Origin of the sequence: Alteromonas sp. KUL150, assembly GCF_009811475.1 — a bacterium.
GTDB lineage: Bacteria > Pseudomonadota > Gammaproteobacteria > Enterobacterales > Alteromonadaceae > Alteromonas > Alteromonas gracilis.
The window spans coordinates 82,008-105,701 of sequence record NZ_BLIJ01000007.1; the positions used below are offsets into that span (position 1 = coordinate 82,008).

At 43.8% G+C, this 23,694-nt stretch carries 22 protein-coding genes; 6 read left to right on the forward strand and 16 right to left on the reverse strand.

Features of this window, described 5'->3' with window-relative positions; genetic code table 11:
• Positions 1 to 2: 2 nt before the first annotated feature.
• The 7 genes from GVO62_RS01505 to GVO62_RS01535 form a co-directional block, all read right to left on the reverse strand.
• Entirely contained in the window at positions 3 to 461 is a 459-nt protein-coding gene (locus GVO62_RS01505) for a GNAT family N-acetyltransferase (RefSeq protein WP_159117438.1), read from the reverse strand.
• A 9-nt stretch (positions 462 to 470) separates the two neighbouring features.
• On the reverse strand, positions 471 to 1,637 hold the full coding sequence (locus GVO62_RS01510) for a cupin domain-containing protein (RefSeq protein WP_159117439.1): 1,167 nt from the start codon (positions 1,635 to 1,637) through the stop codon (positions 471 to 473).
• 280 nt (positions 1,638 to 1,917) lie between these two features.
• Positions 1,918 to 2,721, reverse strand: coding sequence for an adenylate/guanylate cyclase domain-containing protein (locus GVO62_RS01515; protein ID WP_159117440.1), 804 nt, complete (start codon positions 2,719 to 2,721; stop codon positions 1,918 to 1,920).
• A gap of 103 nt (positions 2,722 to 2,824) precedes the next feature.
• Positions 2,825 to 4,192 (reverse strand): adenylosuccinate lyase, encoded by a 1,368-nt coding sequence (gene purB, locus GVO62_RS01520; RefSeq protein ID WP_105931143.1) that lies wholly within the window; start codon positions 4,190 to 4,192, stop codon positions 2,825 to 2,827.
• A gap of 13 nt (positions 4,193 to 4,205) precedes the next feature.
• Complete coding sequence (hflD, locus tag GVO62_RS01525; protein WP_159117441.1) at positions 4,206 to 4,832, reverse strand: high frequency lysogenization protein HflD; 627 nt, start codon at positions 4,830 to 4,832, stop codon at positions 4,206 to 4,208.
• Positions 4,832 to 5,941 carry a tRNA 2-thiouridine(34) synthase MnmA gene (gene mnmA, locus GVO62_RS01530; RefSeq protein WP_308469226.1) on the reverse strand — a complete coding sequence of 370 codons (1,110 nt, stop codon included), beginning with the start codon at positions 5,939 to 5,941 and terminating at the stop codon, positions 4,832 to 4,834. The genes hflD and mnmA overlap by 1 nt, the downstream gene beginning before the upstream one ends.
• Positions 5,942 to 6,365: 424 nt before the next feature.
• On the reverse strand, positions 6,366 to 6,908 hold the full coding sequence (locus tag GVO62_RS01535; RefSeq protein ID WP_159117443.1) for an rRNA large subunit pseudouridine synthase E: 543 nt from the start codon (positions 6,906 to 6,908) through the stop codon (positions 6,366 to 6,368).
• A gap of 515 nt (positions 6,909 to 7,423) precedes the next feature.
• Between GVO62_RS01535 and GVO62_RS01540 the strand changes: the two genes are divergently transcribed.
• Positions 7,424 to 9,643 (forward strand): NADP-dependent isocitrate dehydrogenase, encoded by a 2,220-nt coding sequence (locus GVO62_RS01540; RefSeq protein ID WP_105931147.1) that lies wholly within the window; start codon positions 7,424 to 7,426, stop codon positions 9,641 to 9,643.
• Positions 9,644 to 10,213: 570 nt separating this feature from the next.
• On the opposite strand, the gene cspD is transcribed toward GVO62_RS01540, so the two are convergent.
• Complete coding sequence (gene cspD, locus GVO62_RS01545; RefSeq protein ID WP_105931148.1) at positions 10,214 to 10,432, reverse strand: cold shock domain-containing protein CspD; 219 nt, start codon at positions 10,430 to 10,432, stop codon at positions 10,214 to 10,216.
• Positions 10,433 to 10,651: 219 nt separating this feature from the next.
• Here cspD and clpS point away from each other — a divergent pair, with 219 nt between their 5' ends.
• Positions 10,652 to 10,972: an ATP-dependent Clp protease adapter ClpS gene (gene clpS, locus GVO62_RS01550; protein WP_014949331.1), complete on the forward strand. Its 321-nt coding sequence runs from the start codon at positions 10,652 to 10,654 to the stop codon at positions 10,970 to 10,972.
• Positions 10,973 to 10,995: 23 nt separating this feature from the next.
• Entirely contained in the window at positions 10,996 to 13,272 is a 2,277-nt protein-coding gene (gene clpA / locus GVO62_RS01555; RefSeq protein ID WP_159117444.1) for an ATP-dependent Clp protease ATP-binding subunit ClpA, read from the forward strand.
• A gap of 188 nt (positions 13,273 to 13,460) precedes the next feature.
• On the opposite strand, the gene infA is transcribed toward clpA, so the two are convergent.
• The 4 genes from infA to trxB form a co-directional block, all read right to left on the reverse strand.
• Positions 13,461 to 13,679 (reverse strand): translation initiation factor IF-1, encoded by a 219-nt coding sequence (gene infA, locus GVO62_RS01560; protein WP_008844395.1) that lies wholly within the window; start codon positions 13,677 to 13,679, stop codon positions 13,461 to 13,463.
• 75 nt (positions 13,680 to 13,754) lie between these two features.
• Positions 13,755 to 14,477 (reverse strand): arginyltransferase, encoded by a 723-nt coding sequence (locus tag GVO62_RS01565; protein ID WP_236547036.1) that lies wholly within the window; start codon positions 14,475 to 14,477, stop codon positions 13,755 to 13,757.
• Positions 14,474 to 15,220, reverse strand: a complete 747-nt coding sequence (aat, locus tag GVO62_RS01570) for a leucyl/phenylalanyl-tRNA--protein transferase (protein ID WP_159117446.1) — start codon at positions 15,218 to 15,220, stop codon at positions 14,474 to 14,476. The genes GVO62_RS01565 and aat overlap by 4 nt, the downstream gene beginning before the upstream one ends.
• 43 nt (positions 15,221 to 15,263) lie before the next feature.
• Positions 15,264 to 16,229, reverse strand: coding sequence for a thioredoxin-disulfide reductase (gene trxB, locus GVO62_RS01575; RefSeq protein WP_159117447.1), 966 nt, complete (start codon positions 16,227 to 16,229; stop codon positions 15,264 to 15,266).
• Positions 16,230 to 16,901: 672 nt separating this feature from the next.
• Between trxB and yfbV the strand changes: the two genes are divergently transcribed.
• Entirely contained in the window at positions 16,902 to 17,351 is a 450-nt protein-coding gene (yfbV, locus tag GVO62_RS01580) for a terminus macrodomain insulation protein YfbV (RefSeq protein WP_105931153.1), read from the forward strand.
• Between the two features lie 59 nt (positions 17,352 to 17,410).
• Here yfbV and GVO62_RS01585 read toward each other — a convergent pair whose 3' ends face one another.
• Positions 17,411 to 17,902: a SprT family zinc-dependent metalloprotease gene (locus GVO62_RS01585; RefSeq protein ID WP_308469227.1), complete on the reverse strand. Its 492-nt coding sequence runs from the start codon at positions 17,900 to 17,902 to the stop codon at positions 17,411 to 17,413.
• Between the two features lie 39 nt (positions 17,903 to 17,941).
• Positions 17,942 to 19,807: a signal peptide peptidase SppA gene (sppA, locus tag GVO62_RS01590; protein WP_159117448.1), complete on the reverse strand. Its 1,866-nt coding sequence runs from the start codon at positions 19,805 to 19,807 to the stop codon at positions 17,942 to 17,944.
• A 435-nt stretch (positions 19,808 to 20,242) separates the two neighbouring features.
• Between sppA and GVO62_RS01595 the strand changes: the two genes are divergently transcribed.
• On the forward strand, positions 20,243 to 20,854 hold the full coding sequence (locus tag GVO62_RS01595) for an HvfX family Cu-binding RiPP maturation protein (RefSeq protein ID WP_159117449.1): 612 nt from the start codon (positions 20,243 to 20,245) through the stop codon (positions 20,852 to 20,854).
• A 177-nt stretch (positions 20,855 to 21,031) separates the two neighbouring features.
• Complete coding sequence (locus GVO62_RS01600) at positions 21,032 to 21,583, forward strand: NAD(P)H nitroreductase (RefSeq protein ID WP_159117450.1); 552 nt, start codon at positions 21,032 to 21,034, stop codon at positions 21,581 to 21,583.
• Positions 21,584 to 21,663: 80 nt separating this feature from the next.
• Here the strand turns inward: GVO62_RS01600 and GVO62_RS01605 are convergent, their stop codons facing one another.
• Together GVO62_RS01605 and ansA are read right to left on the reverse strand one after the other, a co-directional pair.
• Positions 21,664 to 22,503, reverse strand: a complete 840-nt coding sequence (locus GVO62_RS01605; protein ID WP_159117451.1) for a DUF2797 domain-containing protein — start codon at positions 22,501 to 22,503, stop codon at positions 21,664 to 21,666.
• Positions 22,504 to 22,583: 80 nt separating this feature from the next.
• Entirely contained in the window at positions 22,584 to 23,591 is a 1,008-nt protein-coding gene (gene ansA, locus GVO62_RS01610; protein ID WP_120959498.1) for an asparaginase, read from the reverse strand.
• Positions 23,592 to 23,694 lie beyond the last annotated feature (103 nt).

The window sequence follows — 23,694 nt, forward strand, 5'->3', positions numbered from 1 at the left end:
TACTAATGTAACTGCGTTACGTCCGGCAGGGGAAAACGCTCAGCTGGACATTTAAGCCTTTGCCGCGGTACTCCTGCGTCCATAAACACTTGTCCGTCGGGAATAAAACCAATAGAACGGTGGTATGAAACGCTTTCTAAGTTGCAAACCACTTTAATAATTGGACAGTTATTCTGTCGAGCCATGTTAATTAACGCTTCAAAAAGTAAGCGGTATACCATAAGTGTTCGATGGCTACGTTTGACGGCTATTCGGCCGAGTTCGCCTTTTTTGGTCAGACGCCCTGTCGCTATTGGAACGTTTTTATCGTCTACTATAAGCACGTGGCAAGCAGAGCTGTCGTGCTCGTCAAACTCGCTTGCCTCGGGTACTCGCCACTCTAAAACGAATACATGTTCCCTCAATGCTTTTAGTCGATTTTTATCCTTTTCCCAATCGACGTTTTGAATAGTAAACGCCATACGTAGCTATTATCCCTCATACCATTCCCAGTAACCGTTATTTACAAGTGTAGTCAAGGTTTCTAAAAATGTAAAAGAGGGGGCATCTTGACAGCACGTTTCATTTAAAACGCTACCTGATGCCAACGCTTCAAACCACTCTTGGTCACTTTTCGCGAACTCGAACTGACTTCCGTTAACGTAGAGTGCTCGGGGAAGTCCGCGTTTGCCGTCGCAAATTAGCGCGCGTACGCCTGGTGCGGGCGCAAAGCTAATACCTGAAGCAAATTCATTTGCAACTTGCTCTAGCGATACCTCGTTTTCTAGCGGATATTCAGGTATACCTTGTTCGCTCATAGCTTCTAAAAGCGCCAACGTGAAATCTTCGCCGTTGATTGCTTCTATGAGTTGTTGTTTTAGCGCTGCAATATCTCCTGGATTTACCGTTGCACGACTTCCTTGAAGAGTGCGTCCCGCATCAGTGAAACGATAATTGTGGGCACCTTTATCTAGCATCATGGCTAGGCTTTCAGCTAACTGTAGATTGTCAGGTGCGCGATAGCCAACTGAGTAAGTTAAACTATCTTCCACAGTTTCACCATCGTGAGGCCAGCCCGGTGGGACATAAACCACATCGCCAGGCTCAACCATGACATCAATCACAGGGGCAAACCCATCAATTTGCCTTAACTTTGGATGGGGATACACTTCTTTGTATTCTGCTGGTTTACCCACTCGCCAGCGTCTACTCCCTTTCCCTTGAACGAGAAAGACATCGTACTGGTCAATATGAGCACCGACGCCCGCGCCTTTTGTGGCAAAGCTCACCATCAAATCGTCTAATCGCCAATTGGGAATAAAAGCGAAGGGGTCCAATATTGGTGTAACGTCGGGTACATACTTGTCTACTCCCTGAACGAGCAGAGTCCATTTACCCTGACATGCGTTATCAAAATCATTAATGGGGCCTTGCTCCACGTGCCAATTACCTTGCACGTTGCTAATGATACGGGCATCAACTTCAGATTCTTGCGCTAAACCTGCTAAATCGTTTTCATCGATGGGGTCAGCGAAGTCTGGGAAAAAATGCTTTATAACTACCGGCTTTTGTTGCCAATAGTCCCTCAAGAAAGTTTCTGCATCAAAGCCTTTACCGGTTTGTGCATCGATAAAGTAGGTGTTGTCGTTAGTACGCATAGTATCTCTTTTTGTAAGGCCATGTAATGATATAGACCTGCTGGTTTTGGTTTACGTAAGGCATAATAGACATGCAGAAAAACGTAAGTATGAAGGTAGTAGGTCGCTGAATTTCAAGTGCTGCATTATCGATTATTGAAAACGCGATTGCTACCTTATCCCAGTCAAACCCTAGGCATTTCGCGTGGGAAGTCAAAAATAAACGTGTATATCCAGAGCATACGTTAGTGAGGAATAGCTATTGGCGCGTGATATTTCGTCCGCTGTTTTTTCCAGGTCATTAGCAAATAAACGCAATTGAGAGCGCTGACTTGGTCTGAAGCTGAGTTTTATAAAACATGATATGTTGCCGGTCTTTACCTTGAACGCTCATATCCCTTGCCAGTAATTCCTCATCGCTATTCCCATTGAGATGACTTTGCAACGTTTCGTTAGCGCTATCATCGATTTTCGTAGCCCCTGAATACAAAGCTCGCTTAGCAAATATATTGTAGGTTTTTTTGCATACTGCTATTGTGCTTGGCGCGGTGAACTGCTCGAGCATTGCCGCTTTGTTTACCGTATTACCCCAAATATCAAACCCCGCGAACGAGCGAGCAGAATCTCTTGCGACCACATCGCCCGTTGCAATACCCACCCGAAGGTGGCAAGACGACGAAACCAGCACTGGGTTGCTATTAACGAGGTTGCGCGCTTTTAACGCAAACTCAATGGTATTGCTTACGCAACGGGAGAGTGAAGTTGTAGAACTGGTATCATCGGCACAAAAGCTCACAGCGATGTATTGGTCGCCATTGGTTTTTAAAGGAGTGAGTTGTAAAGAGGTGGCAATATCGTCAAATTGGCTGAACAAACTCTCCACGATACTAGAACAGGTGATGTCACCATATTTCACTGTGAGTTGTTGAAACTTAGAAAGATCGCAAAAGATAACTACGGCGTTTTTTACAGTAGGCTTTACGCTTACACCTTTGTCTTGCTTTACCAGTGATTTTATTGGAGTTTGTGAGTATGAAGCTGGAGTAGGGCGGCGATGCGCATCAATGGCAAGGCAATATGATCCCATTGTTTTGTGTAAATCCATTTACATGCTCCAGAACAGTATTTAAAAAGTGGCTTATTAAGACGACAATAAAAAAACGCGGTCGTAATGACCGCGTTTTTAATGTAGTACAAAGTAATGAAGCTTATAACTGATCTACTAGCCTGATTGCATCACCGATATACGTTGCTGGCGACAATGCTTTAAGCTCAGCTTTTGCAGCATCAGGCATGTCTAAGTTGTCGATAAACTCGGCAATAACCTCTGCATTGACTTTTTTACCTCGGGTTAGCTCTTTAAGCTTCTCGTATGGCTTTTCAATACCGTAGCGACGCATAACGGTTTGAATTGGCTCTGCGAGCAGTTCCCAGTTGTTGTCTAGCTCGTTAAGCAGGCTTTTTTCGTTTACTTCTAATTTGCTAATGCCTTTCAATGTTGCTTGATAAGCAATAACCGCGTAGCCCACGCCTACACCTAGGTTGCGAAGTACCGTAGAATCAGTGAGATCGCGCTGCCAACGAGAAATAGGAAGTTTTGCAGCCAAATGGTCGAAAATAGCGTTAGCCAGACCTAAGTTGCCTTCCGAGTTTTCGAAGTCGATTGGGTTTACTTTATGCGGCATAGTAGATGAACCAATCTCGCCAGCTACTGTTTTCTGCTTAAAGTGACCTAGCGCAATATAACCCCATACATCACGGTCGAAATCGATAAGAATGGTGTTGAAGCGCGCAATGGCGTCAAACATTTCAGCAATGTAGTCGTGAGGCTCAATTTGCGTTGTGAACGGATTCCAGGTTAAGCCGAGTGAGGTAACAAACTGTTCTGAAACCTTGTGCCAATCCACGTCTTTGTAGGCAGATAAATGCGCGTTGTAGTTACCCACAGCACCATTTATTTTACCAAGCAGTTCTACGCCGGCAATTTGGCTACGCTGACGCTTTAAGCGTACCGCCACGTTAGCCATTTCTTTACCCATGGTAGTGGGGGATGCAGGCTGACCATGTGTTCTTGCCATCATAGGCACGTTTTGATAACGCTTAGCGAGCTCTATTAGCGCTTCGATTAACTTGTCACAGTAAGGTAGGATAACCGTCTCACGAGCTTCGCGAAGCATTAAGCCATGTGAAAGGTTGTTGATGTCTTCAGACGTACATGCAAAGTGAATGAACTCATTTACAGCTGATAGTTCACTGTTGTCAGATACTTTCTCTTTCAAGAAGTATTCAACGGCTTTTACATCGTGGTTAGTCGTGCGCTCAATCTCTTTAATACGCATAGCGTCTTCAACACTAAACTCTGCTACTATTTTATCAAGCAGTGCATTTGACTTGTCTGTGAAAGCAGGAACTTCTTCAATTTGTGGGTTGGCAGAAAGCATCTGTAACCAACGTACTTCTACTTCTACACGGTATTTTAACAAGCCGAACTCACTGAAAATACTGCGTAATTCTACGCTTTTGCCAGCATATCGACCGTCGACAGGGGAAATTGCAGTTAACTGACTCAGTTCCACCTTAAGCTCCTCACTAGTTTATTAATCGTAGTGCCTTCACAGCACTGTTAAGAATATGTTTGCGTTTCAATAATATATTTCTGCGTTTGCCACCCATTTGACGCCACATTACCGCAGCCCTCACGCCCGCAAGTAGAAGGGCACGAACTTTGTGTTGAGTCGCTGGTTGGCTTAAATAATCGGGGTTGCCTGCAACCTGAATACGAGGAGCGAGAGGGCTGATGATATCGCTATATATACTCGCCAATGAGGCTACAATTTGCGGATTTTGAAAATCGACGTGAGCCAGCTGGCGCTGAACATGGGAAATGCGTTCCCCCAATTCTTGCATGGCTTTCGGTTTTTTTGCGAGCTTTCTCTCTAGGCCAAGGATGCTAGCAATGTAACGTGTAATTTCTGTATCTTTTGTTGCTTGCTTATCTGATAGCTGCGCCGCGAGCGTGGTGTAACCTACCTTTAGGTTGTTCAGTTGCCCAAATACTTGCTGTGGCGTCTCTGGATCGGTAACCAGTACACTCGATAAGCTGGACTCTATGGCCTCATTGTCTGCTGAGCCCCGTCGAGCAAGCTGCTGAACGAGCGCCGCAGCTTGGCATACCCCTGCAAGGGCGAGATTATTTTCTATGTCGGTATCTAACATTATCGAATATAACTCTCAATAATACCGCCGCCTAGGCATACTTCATCACTGTAAAACACCGCAGATTGTCCTGGTGTTACCGCTTTTTGTGGTTCATCGAATAACACTTCTATGGTGTCATTATCCGTTGGCGTAATGGTACAAGGTATATCAGCCTGACGGTAACGGGTTTTAACTACAGCGCGCACTGGCTCAGTCATTGTTTTTCTATCTACCCAATGTAGTTGCTTAGCTACCAAGCCTTTTGAGTAAAGGCGAGGGTGGTCGGCACCTTGACCCACAATTAACACGTTGCGAGCAACGTCTTTATCTACCACATACCACGGGTCGTCACCGTATTTGGCCAATCCGCCAATGTGTAAGCCTTTACGCTGACCTAACGTATGATACATCAAACCTTCATGCTGGCCGATTTCTTCGCCTTCTGCAGTTTCTATAAAGCCTGGTTGAGCTGGAAGATAACGGGCTAGGAAGTCTTTAAATTTGCGCTCACCTATAAAACAGATCCCCGTAGAATCTTTTTTATCATGTGTAATTAGACCTTGCTCTTCAGCGATTTTGCGAACCAATGGCTTTTCAATGTCGCCCACAGGAAAGAGCGTTTTGGCAACGTGCTCTTCACCTAGTGTGTAAAGGAAGTAGCTTTGGTCTTTATTGTTGTCCAAACCTCGAAGCATTTGCCATTTACCATCCACTTCACGTCGGCGTACATAGTGCCCGGTAGCGATATAGTCTGCGCCAAGATCTTCTGCTGCGAACTCGAGAAATGCTTTAAACTTAATTTCTTTGTTGCACATAATATCTGGGTTAGGCGTACGGCCTGCTTTGTATTCCTCTAAGAAATACTCAAACACGTTATCCCAGTATTCAGCAGCAAAGTTGATAGTGTGCAATTCGATGCCAAGTTTGTCAGCAACCGCTTGCGCATCTTTTAAATCTTCTGCTGCGGCACAGTATTCATCATTATCATCTTCTTCCCAGTTTTTCATGAAAAGGCCTTCAACCTGATAACCTTGCTGTTGAAGTAGGTAGGCTGAAACAGACGAATCGACACCGCCGGACATACCGACGATTACTTTTTTGCTGGCGTTAGATTCAATATCACTCACTGCAGTTTGCACACTCATTTATTTAATAAAAAAGAAGCCGGTATAGTTGGAAATCCTTTTGGTGTATTGGCGTAAATAATACTCACTCATATAGACACATAGCGTGTACCAGGTTGAGTAAGTACCAAAGATCAATCACACATAGATTTCGATTTAAGACATTACTTGGTCGGCCCGATTTCGAGGACGCGGATTTTATCAGATTACGATAGCTAATTCACATTTAATCCTTATCTGAATAAGTAATTAAATATGTATGTGTAGATTCGCGTCCTTCAGTAGAATTGAAAGTAAGGCTTTGAAAAGCAAATTCAAGTAAGAACCACCGTGTTGCGGTACCGTTATGCGCAATTTTATTAACGCTTGGGGGCGCTAGTTCAGCGCCTCACTAAGCTTTTTATGGCATTGATTATTGGCTTTATCGTTAAAAGCTTACGTACTTACCGTTCTCAATACCATCAATAGTCCAGCTGCCTACGCGGTATCTTATAAGGCGAAGGGTAGGGTAGCCAACGTGCGCCGTCATACGACGTACTTGTCGATTTCTTCCTTCGGTTATGGTTATAGAGACCCAACTCGTAGGGATAGACTGCCTGAAACGTACGGGTGGATTCCGTTCCCAAACATCAGGTTCGTCCATGGGCTTAACTTTGGCTGGTAACGTCATTCCATCTTTCAATTCGACGCCATCGCGCAGCGATTGCATGGCCTTTTCGTCCATAACCCCTTCAACTTGTACCCAGTAGGTTTTGCTTGTTTTAGCTTCAGGGTTGGCAAGTTTGTGCTGCAGTTTACCATCGTTGGTTAATACAAGTAGGCCTTCAGAATCTCTGTCTAATCGTCCAGCAGCGTAAACATTGGGAATATCGATATAGTCTTTGAGGGTTTCTCTTCCATCCGCGTCGGTAAACTGTGAAAGTACTTGGAAAGGCTTATTGAAGAGCACGACTGTAGAGGTTGATGACATGAAAAGTCCGCTTGAATGGTTTATAAAATTTTCAGTGTAAGTCTACGATAAACGAAGCGCTTACGCTTAAGAAAATAGTGTTCATTTTGCAATATAGGTCGCCAACTTTGTTGATAAATTCATTGATCTTATGTGTTAAGACAATGGTATGACTTGTAAGTCTAACTTTCGACCCTATACTAATGGTCGCTCCCAGTTTTATAAGAGAGCGCATCTGCATAATTATTAGACAGTTTTAGCAGTGATAAGCGGGCTTGCTTATACATTGGAACTCGCCGTAGTGCGCGACTAGTCAGTCAAGTTCAGGGCGCTGAGTTCCTTATTGCTAACATAGGGAATTGAATAATATGTGGGGAAGAAAACAGCAAGTGGCCTAGTGCTCTTAAAGAGTATAAGGCGGAAAACATCAAATACGTTTCGCAATGACTGTGGGCGCGACAATTTAATTTGTTGCGGGTCGTTGCGATCTAATGGACTAAAACGGCAGTACCCTGTCGAAAAAATTGAGGTATATAATGACCAAGTCTAAGATCATTTACACGAAGACTGATGAAGCGCCAATGCTGGCGACTTATTCATTGCTTCCAATCATCCAGAAGTTTGCTGCAGCGGCTGATATCGACGTAGAGCTAAGCGATATTTCACTTGCTGCCCGTGTTTTGGCAAATTTCCCAGAGTATCTTTCTGAAGAACAAAGAGTGCCAGATGCGCTAGCTGAACTGGGTGAGATGACTCAAGACCCGAACGCTAACATCATTAAGCTTCCAAATATCAGTGCCTCAATTCCACAGCTTCGTGCAACGATCAAAGAATTAAATGCGAAAGGCTTTAACGTTCCAGCGTTTCCTGATTCACCTAAAACAGCTGAAGACGAAGAAATTCGCGAGCGTTACGGAAAAGTTCTAGGTAGTGCGGTAAACCCTGTACTTCGTGAAGGTAACTCAGACCGTCGTGCGCCAACCGCAGTTAAAAATTACGCACGTAAACACCCGCATTCAATGGGTGAGTGGTCTCAAGCATCACGGTCACATGTAGCGCACATGCGCGGCGGCGATTTCTACTCAGGTGAAAAGTCAGTAACGGTAGAAAAAGACGGTTACGTTAGCATTGAATTTACAGGCAAAGATGGCAGCAAGAAAACCCTTAAGCCGCGTGTAGATCTGCTTGCTGGCGAAGTAATCGACGGTATGTTCATGAGCAAAAAAGCGCTTTGCGAGTTTTTTGAAGAACAAATTGAAGATGCGAAGAACACCGGTATTCTTTTCTCACTACACGTAAAAGCGACCATGATGAAGGTGTCTCACCCAATCGTGTTCGGTCACTGTGTAAAGGTTTTCTACAAAGATCTATTCAACAAATGGGGTGACCTGTTTGAAGAGCTAGGTGTTAACCCTAACAATGGTCTTGGTAGCGTTTACGACAAAATTGCAAGCCTACCTGAGAGTCAGCGTTCTGAAATTCAAAAAGACATCAACGCATGTTATGCCGACCGTCCGCCAATTGCGATGGTTAACTCTGATAAAGGCATCTCTAACCTTCACGTACCAAGTGACGTAATTGTTGATGCTTCAATGCCTGCAATGATCCGTAATTCTGGTCAAATGTGGGGACCAGATGGAAAGGCACACGATACTAAAGCGGTTATTCCTGAAAGTACTTACGCCACCATTTACCAAGAAGTTATTAACTTCTGTAAAACGCATGGTGCATTCGACCCAACGACTATGGGTACGGTACCTAATGTTGGTCTAATGGCGCAAAAAGCAGAAGAGTACGGTTCACACGATAAAACGTTTGAGCTAGAAGCAGACGGCACCGTATCAATTGTTGACCAAGACGGTAACGTTCTTATTTCTCACGATGTTGAAGAAGGCGATATCTGGCGCATGTGTCAGGTGAAAGATGCACCTATTCAAGATTGGGTTAAGCTTGCGGTAACGCGTTCACGTCAATCTGGTATGCCTGCGGTATTCTGGCTAGATGACGAACGTGCTCACGATGCGCAACTTATTAAGAAAGTTGAAAAATATCTGCAAGATCACGATACAAATGGTCTAGATATTCAAATCATGTCTCCTGTACGCGCTATCCGATACAGCATGGAACGTGCAATTCGCGGTCTTGATACTATTTCAGTAACCGGTAACGTTCTTCGCGACTATCTAACTGATTTGTTCCCAATCCTAGAACTTGGTACAAGCGCTAAGATGCTATCAATCGTTCCATTGATGGCTGGCGGCGGTCTTTATGAGACGGGTGCTGGTGGTAGTGCACCTAAACACGTTCAACAGTTTGTTGAAGAAGGTCACTTGCGTTGGGACTCTCTAGGTGAGTTCCTTGCTCTTGCGGTATCGCTAGAAGATGTTGCCATCAAACATAGCAATACCAAGGCAAAAGTCATAGCTACAGCGCTTGATAAAGCAACGGAAAAACTGCTTAACAACGGCAAGTCTCCGCTTCGTAAAGCAGGTCAGCTAGACAACCGTGGTAGCCATGTTTATCTAGGTCTTTATTGGGCTGAAGAAGTAGCAAACCAAACTGAAGATGCAGACCTAGCGGCGCAGTTTAAGCCAGTGTATGAAGAGTTATCTGCGAAAATTGATGACATTCTTGCTGAAATTGATGCAACACAAGGCAGTGCGCAAGACATAGGTGGTTACTACTATCCAGATGAAGACAAGATGTTTGCAACAATGTCTCCAAGTAAGACACTTAAAGCAATTCTTGACGCGTAGTCGTATCAAAAAATGCGTTAGTGCCAAGCTACTAATGCGATGCGAGCCTGTTGGATAATGGGTCGCCAATATTGAAGAGCCCGCCCACCAGTTGAGCGGGCTTTTTTGTAGTTGTTTACCAGTTAGGTCTATTGTGTATTTCAAACCTATGAAAACACTAGGAAGACTTAAACGCTCAGTAATCTTCAACCTGAAAATGACGTGTTTCAATTTTTATTGGAAAGCAAATAAAAGAAGTGAGTTGATGAGTATCAACACAAGTGCTTCAAACCCAAAAGCTTAGAAGGGTTTAAACATAAACTGCTATTAATACGGAATACTGAATTGCTCAGAGGAAAGGGGAAGGCTGGGAGCCGTTAAGGCGAGTTTAATACCAAATCACAGGAATTTGATAAGCTTTCACACTACACATACGGTTAGCACTTTTTTACTTAAGAATATTTAAGCAAACGTATAGTGCTAGCAGAATTTAAGACGCCAGATTCCACACGCAACAGCGTGCTTTTAAAAAGTAAGTATTAATAAAAAGAAAAAGCCTAACTTTTAAGTCAGGCTCAATGAATTCTTTTATTAACGCTCTGGTTCTTCTTTGAAGCCTATATTTTCAGCGTGGAGCCCTTTGGGGCCTTGCTGTACCTCATAAGTCACTTCCTGACCTGCTTTAAGTGAACGATAGCCTTCCATTTGAATTGTGGAGTAGTGCGCGAAAATATCTTCGCCGCCATCCTCAGGCACAATAAATCCAAAACCCTTTGCGTTGTTAAACCATTTAACTTTGCCAACCGCCATACTTCGACTTCCTCTTAATCCTTGAACTCACGAGTATATGCCCCCATTATAGATCCGGAGACACAGTGAATTAAGTATTGAATACAGTAATACTGTTCAGTACTTAAATTCACTTTACAAAATGTAGATTTTTTAACCATATTATGTCAAGGGCTAATGTGAATAAATTTATCCAAAAGTTTGTACACACATATGCCAGTTAACCACTATTATTAAGTTATGAGTAAAGACAACGCTATTAGTATCGAAAAGGAAAAACAAAAAGACGCGCAGCGACAGAAGCCGCAGCCGCCTCCCATGTATAAAGTGTTGTTGAACAATGACGACTATACACCCATGGATTTTGTCATTGAGGTACTCATGCAGTTTTTCAATATGGACGCTGAGAAAGCCAACCAACTTATGCTGACCGTTCATTATCAGGGAAAAGCCGTGTGTGGCATTTTTACTGCTGAAATAGCAGAGACAAAAGTGATGCAGGTTAATCAGTACGCACGCAAACATCAGCACCCGTTGATGTGCACGATGGAGCAGGCATAAGGTTTTTTTAGAGGGCGAGCAATATGTTAAATAAAGAATTAGAACAAACGTTAAATGACGCGTTTGTATTTGCCAGAGAGCACCGTCATGAGTTTATGACGGTAGAGCACTTGTTGTTGGCATTGCTTGATAACTCAGCTGCTCGCGACGCGCTCAAGGCATGTGGTGCCGATATAGAGGCGATTAAGAGCGAATTGCTTTCGTTTGTAAAAGACACCACGCCTCTCATTCTTGACGACCAACTAAACGAACGTGAGACACAGCCTACATTGGGTTTCCAACGTGTGCTGCAGCGAGCGGTTTTCCACGTTCAGTCATCAGGTAAAGATGAGGTGACAGGTGCAAACGTCCTTGTCGCTATCTTCAGTGAACAAGAATCACAGGCAGTGTATATCCTTAAAAAGTCTGATGTAACGCGATTAGACGTTGTTAATTTCATCAGCCATGGCGTGAGCAAAGCCGAGGATGACGCTTCTGTTAATCCTGAAGCTTCAGAAGAAGGAGAAGTTGGCGAGGAGAGTGGCTCAGCGTTAAGCAAATACGCCACTGACCTTAATCGCCATGCTAAAGACGGTAAAATTGACCCCCTTATTGGTCGAGACGCTGAAGTTGAGCGAACGATCCAGATTTTGTGCCGTCGTCGCAAGAACAATCCATTACTGGTCGGTGAGGCCGGTGTGGGTAAAACTGCTATCGCCGAAGGCTTAGCGTATCGCATTGTTAATAACGACGTACCTGAAGTTATTGCTGAAAGCACGGTTTATTCTCTGGATTTGGGCGGCCTCTTGGCAGGTACTAAATACCGCGGCGATTTTGAAAAGCGTTTGAAGGCAATACTCAAAGAGCTAGGTAAAGATGAGCACGCGATTTTGTTTATCGATGAAATCCACACCATTATTGGTGCCGGTGCGGCGTCGGGTGGAGTAATGGATGCATCAAACCTTCTCAAGCCTAAGCTATCTAGCGGTGAACTACGCTGTATTGGCTCTACAACATATCAGGAGTATCAGGGAATATTCGAGAAAGACCGCGCTTTAGCTCGTCGTTTCCAAAAGGTCGACGTTACTGAGCCAAGCGTCAGCGATACAACGAAAATTCTGCTGGGACTTAAAAGCCGTTACGAAGAGCACCACAACGTGCGCTTTACACAAAAAGCGATTCAAGCAGCGGCAGAGCTATCGGCGAAATACATTAATGAGCGTCACTTGCCTGATAAAGCGATTGACGTGATGGACGAGGCAGGCGCAAGTCAGCGTTTGCTAGCACCTTCGAAGCGTAAGAAAACGATTGGCGTGGGTGACATTGAGCAGATCATCGCGAAAATGGCGCGTATCCCAGAGAAGTCTGTATCGGCCTCTGACAAAGAAGTTCTCAAGAACCTTGGGCGAAACCTTAAGATGGTTGTTTTTGGCCAGGATAAGGCTATTGAGACGCTTAACGATGCAATTTTGCTGTCGCGCTCGGGTCTTGGTGCAGAAACTAAGCCAATAGGTAGCTTTTTGTTTGCAGGCCCAACGGGTGTAGGTAAAACCGAAGTTACACAGCAGCTTGCAAAAATAATGGGTGTGGAACTGGTGCGATTCGATATGTCTGAGTACATGGAACGTCATGCCGTGAGTCGACTCATTGGGGCGCCCCCTGGTTACGTTGGCTTCGATCAAGGTGGTTTATTAACAGATGCCGTTATTAAAAATCCTTACTCGGTAGTGCTGTTAGATGAAATTGAGAAAGCGCATAGCGATATCTACAATATTCTTCTCCAGGTTATGGATCATGGCACCTTGACGGATAACAACGGCAGAAAAGTCGACTTCAGAAATGTTGTGTTAGTGATGACAACAAATGCCGGCGTTCAGGAAACGGTGCGTAAGTCTATCGGCTTTAAGCAACAAGACCATAGCCATGATGCGATGTCTGAGATAAACAAGGTCTTTACACCTGAATTCAGAAACCGTTTAGACGGCATTATTTGGTTCAATCACCTTGACCCAGAAATTATTCTGCAAGTGGTAGACAAATTTATTATTGAGCTGCAGGCTCAGCTAGATGCCAAAGGTGTTTCGCTTGAGGTTTCCAGCGACGCGCGCGCTTATATGGCCGAGAAAGGGTACGACAAGGCAATGGGAGCAAGACCAATGTCACGTCTGATCAAAGATGAGCTTAAGAAAGAGTTGGCTAACGAGTTGCTGTTTGGCGAGTTATCTAAAGGCGGAAACGTTAAGGTTGACTGTGTAGATGATAAACTGACTTTCCAATACACAGGGGTTGATGCCACATCGGCAGAGGCTGAGCCTAGTTAACAAAACTAAAACGGTTGCGCCTGAGACAGTAAATTATTTACCTAGTTGAAGGCGCTTCGTTCAATTCGATTAGTCAAGGTCGTTAAAGCTGCTTTTCACGATAGAGACTAAGTCAGCACCTACGGATAAAAACGAAAAAGCCCGATTTTAATCGGGCTTTTTTAATGCGTTACCGCTTAGATGGCTCATTATCTTGCGCGATAAATGATACGACCTTTAGTCAAATCATATGGAGTCATCTCAACGGTGACCTTATCGCCAGTAAGAATACGGATATAGTTCTTACGCATTTTACCAGAGATGTGCGCAGTCACTACGTGACCGTTTTCCAGTTCAACGCGGAACATAGTGTTAGGTAGTGTGTCTAACACAGTACCTTCCATTTCAATACAATCTTCTTTTGCCATGTAAAGCAGTTACCTCAGTAATTCAAAATTTTTGCCGCGCAGACCTTACCCAATCTTGGGTTCGCTGTAAAGCAATTAAGTGGGTATTTTACTACTTTTACTAAATATATGCCATTGGTTGTCACTAAATTGCTCGAATGGCAAAAACTTGTGTTTATACGACATCTTATTACAGCCTTCCACATAATAGCCTAAGTAGAGGTAACGATAGTCTAACTGCTTCGCCTGCATGATTTGCATTAAGATCATCCAGGTGCCTAATGATGCTGAAGCGTAGTCTGGGTCGAAAAACGTATAAAGGGCAGATAGAGAACTCATTGGAACGTTTGCATCTACTATATCAGTCACAGCAACAGCAATTAGCTTATCGCCATCATATGCCTCAAGGTAGTGGGTTTTCATCCAGTCAGATTGTACAAAATTGTCGAACTGTGTCCGAGAGGGGGGATACATGCTGCCGTCAGAGTGACGTTCATTGATGTAGCGCTCGTAAAGTGGAAAATAGGTTTCCTTGATGCTTTTTGAAAACTGAACCTTGAAACCTTCGTTTGCTTTTAGTATCCGTTTTTGACTCTTAGATGCAATGAAATTATCTACGGGAATTCGGATAGACTTACACGCAGTGCAAGCTGGGCAATGCGGACGATAAATTTGTTCGCCGCTACGCCGAAAGCCTGCCTGGATGAGTTGTGAGTAGCGCAGGGTGTGCAATTCACTATCTTCCGCGTAAACAAGAAGCTGCTCTTGTTCGTCGGGTAAATAGCTGCAAGAAAAAGACTGGGTTATACCAAACTTCACGGTGTAATCACTCTTGGTTTCCATCGAACTAGATAGTCTTCTAGAAGACGCCCTTCGTCCGTTAGAGTTTGGTTGTTATTTTCTAATTTTTCAATAAATTCTGGCCTTGAAACAACCTTTGCACCTAGTGAAGCTAAGTGATCAGTAGGTAGCTGGCAATCAATGAATGCCATGTTCTGAGACTTCATATGCTCAACTAACGCTAACATCGCAAGCTTAGACGTATTGCTTTCAAGATGAAACATAGATTCGCCGCAGTATACGTTGCCAATACCGACACCATATAGCCCACCGACTAATTCATCCTCGTTCCACACTTCCACAGAATGAGCCAACCCGATACCGTTTAACTGTCGATAGGCGGCTATCATGTCGTCAGTTATCCACGTATCAATGGAAACACTGCCTGAAGTTGGATTTTTCCGTGGCGTGCTTGAACATGCCTTTATCACTCGGTCAAACGCATAGTTAAGGGTAACTTTATACTTTTGTTTACGAGCGAGCTTTTTGAGGCTCTTTGAAGCAACAAAATCGTCGAGCTCTATTATCGCTCTTGGATCAGGTGACCACCACAATAGTGGCTCTTCATCGCTAAACCAAGGAAATATGCCCTGAGAGTAGGCAGAATATAAGCGCGCCGGACTGAGGTCACCACCAAAAGCTAGCAGACCATTTGGATCCTCTAGTGCAGTATCTACAGCAGGGAAGGGCGCGCCTTCTTCAATATAATGCAACGCTATCATAAATAAAAAGCCCTACCGAAAAGTAGGGCTGACAGGTCTGTTATCAACCTTGTTCAGGCATAGTACCATCTAGGTACTTTTCAGCGTCTAGGGCCGCCATACAGCCTGTACCCGCAGAAGTGATCGCCTGACGATAGATGTGGTCACTCACATCGCCAGCGGCAAACACGCCTTCAACACTTGTTTGCGTGGCATTGCCGTTCGTGCCGCTATTTACAACGATGTAGCCATCTTTCATCTCAAGCTGGCCGTCGAATATATCCGTATTCGGCTTGTGACCAATGGCAACGAATAAGCCCATTACGTCAAGCTCTTCTGTTGCTTCGCTGTCAGTATCCTTGATGCGAATTTTAGTCACACCCATTTCGTCACCAAGCACTTCGTCTAATGTGCGATTAAGGTGTAATACAACGTTACCGTTTTCCGCTTTATCACGAAGGCGCTGCTCAAGAATTTTTTCACTTCTAAAGCTGTCTCTTCTGTGAACAACATGCACTTCTGACGCAATATTTGAAAGGTAAAGCGCTTCTTCAACTGCGGTATTACCACCACCGATAACCGCGACTTTCTGGTTGCGATAGAAGAAACCATCACAGGTTGCGCAGGCAGAAACACCTTTACCCATGAATGCTTGCTCAGATTCAAGACCCAGATACTTAGCAGATGCACCCGTTGCGATAATCAACGCGTCACATGTGTATGTACCGCTGTCGCCATATAGAGTAAATGGGCGCTTGGAAAGGTCTGTTTTATTGATGTGGTCGAAAATGATTTCAGTATCAAATTTTTCTGCATGCTTTTGCATACGAACCATTAAATCAGGACCAGTGAGACCTTCAGGATCCCCTGGCCAGTTCTCTACTTCTGTTGTGGTAGTAAGCTGTCCGCCTTGTTGAATACCAGTCAGTAATACAGGTTCGAGATTCGCGCGTGCAGCATAAACTGCCGCTGAGTATCCTGCAGGTCCAGAACCTAAAATAAGTAGACGGACGTGTCTGCTTTCTGCCATTTTCCTCTCCAAATAATTCACCCGTTTGGGTTACTTATATAATTTCTCTTAGAAGGCTAGGTAGGGGCAAAAATATTTAAATCAAGCACAACACCTAGTTACTTTTACAATGGTTATCTGCCAGCGACATAGAAACGGTATTTACGCCCTGAATCGTTTTTGTAAAACGATGGGCACTCTGGTTCGATATCACTCAGGCTTTAGGCGTATATGATGCCTCCAAGCGAAGAAAATGTCACTTAAAGATAACCATAGCTTACATCATTTACTTCTACACTTTACCCGCCGATTTATATGTAAACCCTAGCTTTAATCGTATTGAAATAGAAATGCCACGTTAGTTAAATCTATTTTAATTGAGCGGATATACCAATTGAACTAGCCCAAATAGTGAAAAATGGCTTTTGCACAGTGAGTTTATTAGGTCTGAAAATCTCAAAGTGCACTGGGAACACCAAAGACCTTGCTTCGACTATTTTGTAACATTAAACGAATTCAGCTTGTTTTAGTCGAAATGATTATTACAATTTAACTACACGTGATTCATAATATTTGCGTACACTGTTAAAAAAGTATGAGCGCTGTTGAACAGGCTCTCAGCTAGATACGTATTAAAAATATATGAACCGCGTTCCTAAATTTTAAAGTGAACGGGTTGAAGAGAGGTAGACCATGTCTCAATCAGTAATGACAATGTTGAAAAACGGTCAGCAGTACATGAAGACATGGCCTGTGAGAAAAGAACTCTATGCATTCTTCCCTGAGTGCCGCGTTGTTGCCGCTACCAAGTTTGCAATAAAAACGATGCCTCCTGTAGCAATGGTATCTTGCGCACTATTGTTTCAAAACCTAGGTTCAGATTATTTGCCTCAAACCATCGCGATAGGTGCATTTTTTCTTAGTTTGCCGATGCAAGGTCTACTGTGGTTGGGGCATCGTTCAGATCAATATTTACCGCCGCAGCTTAAAAGTTGGTATCAAGAAATTCACACCAAAATGCGCTCACAGGGCGTGAACATTGCGAATGCTAAATCAAAACCCAAATACAAAGAACTAGCACAGCTTCTCAAAACGGCATTTAACGATCTCGATAACGTATTTACTAAGCATTGGTTTAATTAAAGACATTTATTGTTGCTAAACAGCTTGAGCTTATGATTTTAGTTTATAAGTCCTGGTTGTCAGGCCATTTGTAAAAGGGCACTACACTTCTTACACTTGTATTGCGCACCTCTTAAGATTTTATTGTGCCGGCGGGTACTTAATGCATAGGTGTCGCAGTCACAGTGGTATTCAAAAGTGCGGGCAACGCCTTTTATATCAAACTGGTGTGTCGCGTCAGGTTTGCAGCCAAACACATCAATCATCATGGACTGCCACTCTTTTCCATGGGGCTGTACTCTTCCAAAAAGTGTCCAAACCAAAAGATGGCTCACCTCATGTGGCACCACATCATCTAAAAAGGCGTTTGTATTTTCTCTGTATAAAATAGGATGGAAGTTAAGGCGATTTTGCTGCAAGAAGGCCGTTCCTGCATTTTTTCCTGAGCGTCGAAACGTGACGGTAGGGTAGGAAAAGGTACGCGAGAAGTAATCTTCTGCTTGTTTAAAGCAATAAAAAACAGCGTCGGTAATGATGCGACGCTGTTCTTGGGTTAAATCATTTGCTGCGATGTTACTATCTCTTAGCGTTTATCTAAATTTTTCAATCTACTATTTAATATCGCAGGGCAAACACAGCACATAGGTGCCCTTGGGGTCATTAAGCTTACTCACTACGCTTATTTCTCTAAGCACACGCTTAAACTCATTAACAAGTGCAGAATCTGCATGAGCGAACTGCCACTTACCAACGACGGTCATTGCTTGGCCAAAAAATTCTTTCCAGAAAATTTCTTGAGCAGTTAACGTGCGTTTGACATAGAAAGTATCGTATTTTTCAAGCTCAGCCATCTCAGCGGCTGCGACGACAGCATCATCAACGGTACCAAGCTGGTCAACCAAACCCAATTCGATAGCATCAGAACCAATCCACACGCGACCCTGTGCAACGCTATCTACTTCCTCTACGGTCATGCCTCTTGCTTGAGAAACAAGCGACAAGAAGTTGCCGTACGTATTTTCTACGTTGTGCTGAAGAATTTGACCGAACTCAGGGGCTAACGGACGAACTGCAGAAAATCCGGCAAGTTCGGTTGAACCAACGCCATCACTGTGAATGCCCAAATAATCCAGTGAGTTCTCGTAGGTCATAAACATACCGAACACACCAATAGAGCCGGTGATAGTGCTTGGGCTAGCAATAATTTTATCTGTACTCGCCGCTATCCAGTAACCACCTGAAGCTGCATAGGTGCTCATCGATGCGATTACGGGCTTACCTGATTGTTGAAGCTGCAATACTTCCTGACGGATTACCTCAGACGCAAAAGCACTCCCTCCTGGTGAATCTATCTGTAGCACTACGGCTTTCACTTTGTCGTTTAAACGCGCTTTTCTCAAAAGTCGAGCCGTACTGTCACCACCAATGGTTCCCGCTTTTTGATTGCCATCTAAAATAGTACCTTTTGCCACGACAATAGCTACTTTATCTATATCAGATTCAATCACAGGCATAGGCGGGTTGATGACCTTCAGATAGCTGTTAAATGACGTTAAATTAACGCCAAGCTCGTTGTCATCTTCACCCACCAGTTCAACAAGTTCAAGGCGCACTTCTTCACGTGTTTTCAGCGCGTCTACCCAGTTATTCTGAAGCGCATACTGAGCGAAATCACCACCTGCGGCTTCAAACTTAGACAGTAAACCTTCTAGTGTTTCATCGAAGTTAGTTTCGTCGATGCCACGAGCTGCAGCTACATCAGATTTGTACTGTGACCAGTAGCCATCAAGCCACTTCTTCTCGGCAGCTTTAGCTTCATCCGACATGTTATTGCGCATTACAGGTTCAACGGCAGACTTGTAGGTTCCCACTCGGAAGATGTGCGTGGTTACTTTTAGCTTCTCGAGCATGTCTTTAAAGTACATGCCATAGCGGCCATAACCCTCAAACATTAAACCGCCCATTGGGTTTAGGTAGATATTATCGGCGTGAGCAGCTAGATAGTATTGGTCTTGTGAAAAGTAGTCGCCGATGGCATATACAGGCTTTTCAGATTCTTTAAATGCGTCGATAGCATTAGCCACTGCGCGAAGTTTATCTAGACCTCCACCGGTTAAGCCTTGAAGGTCAAGCACTAACGCCTTTATACGACGGTCTTTCTGGGCATTTTCCAGTACCTTTACCACATCGCGAACGAGCACTTCAGGATTTTCCGGTTCACTGCCCAACGATTCCTGTAAAAACTGCTCGAAGGGATCGATACTTTCTTTCTCGATAACCAGTTTACCGTTCAGCGTCAGGAATAATGCACTGTCTTTGTTGACGGTGAGCTTTTCGTCGTCTTGCCCGGATATTGCGATAATCAATCCGACAAAAATAACGATGAAAATCAAATTAAAGAAAAGTTTGCGGGTAAAGTTAAGCACCGTCCACAAGCCAATAAACAAGGATTTGGTCCAATTTCCTTTGGCTGCCATGTTGTCACTACCTTTTTTGATTAACTAACTAGAGCAAGACAATTTAGGCTTAGCTTACTCAATGTACTGCGTTCTATTATGTTACCTAAAACGAATAAGATCGCTAACTTAATTGTAATTTTTTGTGAGCGAGACATTAATCTGAATAGACAAATGGCATTTACCGCCCTTTTACAGCCTGTGAACTCAACTGGGCTCACTATGTGGATTAGTATTAAACGCCGTTTTCGAGCCATTTAGCAATGAGTTTGGCGATTCGCTTATGGTCATTTTCACTCATACACATCAGCAACGCGCCGTTTCGGTCCTTGTAGCCAGTCTTTTGATGTCCTTTTCTCATGATCTTAGAAAATGGTGACGAGCTACTTCTACGTGATGAAATTTTTTTCATGAATTCTCGTTCTTTTATAAAAATCACAATAACCAGAGAATACCATGTTTCAGCTTTATCATCAGAGTGTAGCGCGGCTGTATTTAGTCGACGGTTTACCCTTACTTTTAATACGCTTATATTTAGCACCAGTCATGATTCAAGCAGGATGGAACAAGGCTTCGAGTTTTGAAAATATTGTCGATTGGTTTGGCAATGAAGATTATGGTTTGGGTTTACCCGCACCTTTAGTAATGGCATTTTTGGCCACTGCTGCCGAATTGGTAGGCGGAATATTTCTTCTGTTTGGGGCACTTACTCGCCTTGTGAGTATACCTTTGCTAATAACCATGCTCGTAGCCATGTTTAGTGTGCATGCAAAAAACGGTTGGCTAGCCATTGCTGATGCATCATCTTGGCTAGCTGATGGCACAATTTTCTATAACCAAAGCGTTATGGAAGCTCCACAAAAGCTAAACGCAGCAAAGTCGCTTCTACAAGAATATGGTCACTACGACTGGCTGACTTCAAGTGGAAACCTTGTCATTTTAAACAATGGAGTAGAGTTTGCCGCGACCTACTTTGTCATGCTATTTGTGTTGTTGGTATACGGGGGCGGGCGCTTTGTCAGCGTGGATTACCTTATAAGCAAATGGCGCTCTTCTCAAAAGTCGTAGAAGTAAACACATTATTTTTTTGAAGGCATAGCTAAAAGACCGGAATATTCTGGTCTTTTTTGTTTGCGGACCGTAGGATCTTCAAATTACTCTAAGCAAGTTTTAAAGTTAATAATGGGTAGCGGCAACACGATTATTGTGTTGACGACCGTGTTATTCATAAAAGAAGGGACGTAAATGGACGCATTAACACTATTACTGAATCGAAGCTCTCAGCCACGTTTAGAATCTCCGGCGCCCAGCGGTGATGCACTAGAAAATATTATGCAGGCAGCTTTGCGTGCTCCTGATCATGCGTGTTTAACACCTTGGCGATTCATTGTTTGTACTGGAAAGGGGCTAGATAAGCTTGGTGCTTTGTACGAGCAATCTGCCATAGAAAACGATAAAACGCAGAAAGAGATAGAGAGGGCTGTTCAACTTCCTCATCGTGCTCCTATGGTTATCGTTGCTATCGCTAAACATATTGAACATGAAAAGGTTCCAAAGGTTGAACAGATAGCGTCAGCAAGCTGTGGCGTTATGGCAATGCAAATGGCAGCCGTTGCACAAGGCTTTAACGGTATGTGGCGCACGGGCAGTTACGCACAATGCGAAACAGTAAGAAATGGGCTTGGCTTAAGTGAAGAAGACGAATTAGTTGGTTTCTTGTACCTCGGCACGCCTACATTTGAACCGGCCCCTAAACCGCAGAGAAACTCAAGCGACTACTTCGAGTTTTGGCAGTAACATAATTCATCATAGTTCCGTCGTCTTTTTGCATGGCTTGCTACTAGATAAAATGTAGCAGGCCATAAGGTATGGGTATTTTAAAATGCTAGCTGAACGTTGTAACCGGCAAATTTTCGAATATTAATAACGTGGTCTTCATCTAACATCCAATATTGCCCTTTCACGCCTTGTAAAATACCTGAAAACGCAGGTGTCTTATCCAAATTAAGCGATTTAATTTTGACTGGGTAGTCTTTAACAGGGTAGTGAATATCGTGAATGGTGCTGTTCACTTCTGATACGGCTTGAAGCCCTTTTTCCTGTTTCAATGCGTCTAAATCGTTTTCGATTTTTTCCATTAGTTCAGTTTTTACCTGTTCTAGGTCAACCTCATCAGGTTTGCCCTTAAGCATGGTACGCCAATTCGTTTTATCAGCGATATGGTCTTTACACAAAGTTTCAACTAATCCACTGGTAAGCCTATCAGGCACACGTAGCATAACAGTGGCTTGGGTTGCGCCTTGATCCATCCAGCGCGTTGAAACACCATCAGTAACCTGACGAGTGATGCCCACCTTTACTGTGCCAGTGTTTGCTAAGTAAACAAAGTGCTCACTAAAACAATGTGCTTCTCCCCACTCAGGCTCTCTGCACGTGCCTTCGTGAAAATGGCATTTTTCAGGTTTGATGATACAACTGTCGCATTGGGCAAGTGAAATCAAGCAAGGATAGCAATAACCCTGATTGAAGCTCTTCTTGGTTTTTCTGTTACAGTGCACACAATTTATGTCGCCGGAATAGGTCACGGTTATCTCTTTGCCGATAAGCGCGTTTATATCTATCAGCTCTTCGCCAATTGGCAGTGTGTAATGTACGGTATTATTTTCATCGGCAGAGGTGCGCATCTTTTTTAGCGCACCTGAGTATATAGTTGTCACGGTTATAACCTTTTCTCAAATTAACGTTATCAAAATCAAAACGTTGAAGATTTAATGGCGTATTGTGAATAAGCGAATAATTAGTCGCTTAATTCACCGCGCAAGTTCTGAGTAAGTAATCGACACACCTCGTCGAAAGCCAGGTCTTTGCTTAGTAAATAATGAAGTTTTGCAAGCGCTGCCTCTGGCGTCATATCACTTCCAGAGAGTACTCCGACTTCTTGGAGGCCATGCCCTGTTGCATAACCGCCCATGTTGACCCGACCACGCATACACTGCGTGCAGTTCAATACCGGAATTTCCCTTGATTTAGCATATTTAAGCTGGGCAATAAGTTCAGGGTTTTGTGGTGCGTTGCCCACACCGTAACTTAAAAGTATAAGGGCGTTGACCGGTTGTTGAAGCGTATTCTTTATTACCTCAGGCGCTATGCCCGGATAAAGGTTCACCATACCAATGGGCTGAGCTTTAACGTTTGAAACCGTAAGGCCGTTATCTGGTGCGCTTGCCATCGTACCCGCTTTAAGGCGAATGTTAATTCCCGCTTCCAAGAGAGGAGGGAAGTTTGGTGAATCGAAGGCACTAAATCCGTCAGCGTCGACCTTTCGACTGCGGTTTCCGCGCAGTAGCCTGTTGTTAAAGAAAAGCCCCACTTCAGCAATGGGAAAGTTCGCGGCAACATACAACGAATTAAGTAGATTGACTTGTCCGTCAGAACGAAGTTCAGCCAAAGGAATCTGAGATCCTGTCACAATGACTGGCTTTGACAAATCTTCTAGCATAAAACTTAGCGCTGAGGCGGTGTACGCCATGGTATCAGTACCATGTAAAATGATGAAGCCATCGTACTTATCGTAGTTTGCGGAGATATCATCTGCAATGCGTTGCCAATCAGAGGGGTCCATATCTGATGAGTCGATAAGGTTATCGTACTCATGCAATGTGAAAAGAGGCATCTCAGTTCGATGAAACTCTGGCATCTTTTTCAATGTATCTGACAAGAAGCCGGCAGCAGGCACATAGCCTTGTTTAGAAGGCTTCATACCAATTGTTCCACCGGTATAGGCAATATAGATATGTTTGCGCATTACGTGACCTTTAACACCTGTTTGAAAAAACTTTCAAAGGGAGATAGCGAATTTGACGGGCATTCTATCAATACCCACGGCGTTGTCACCCCGTAATAGCAGT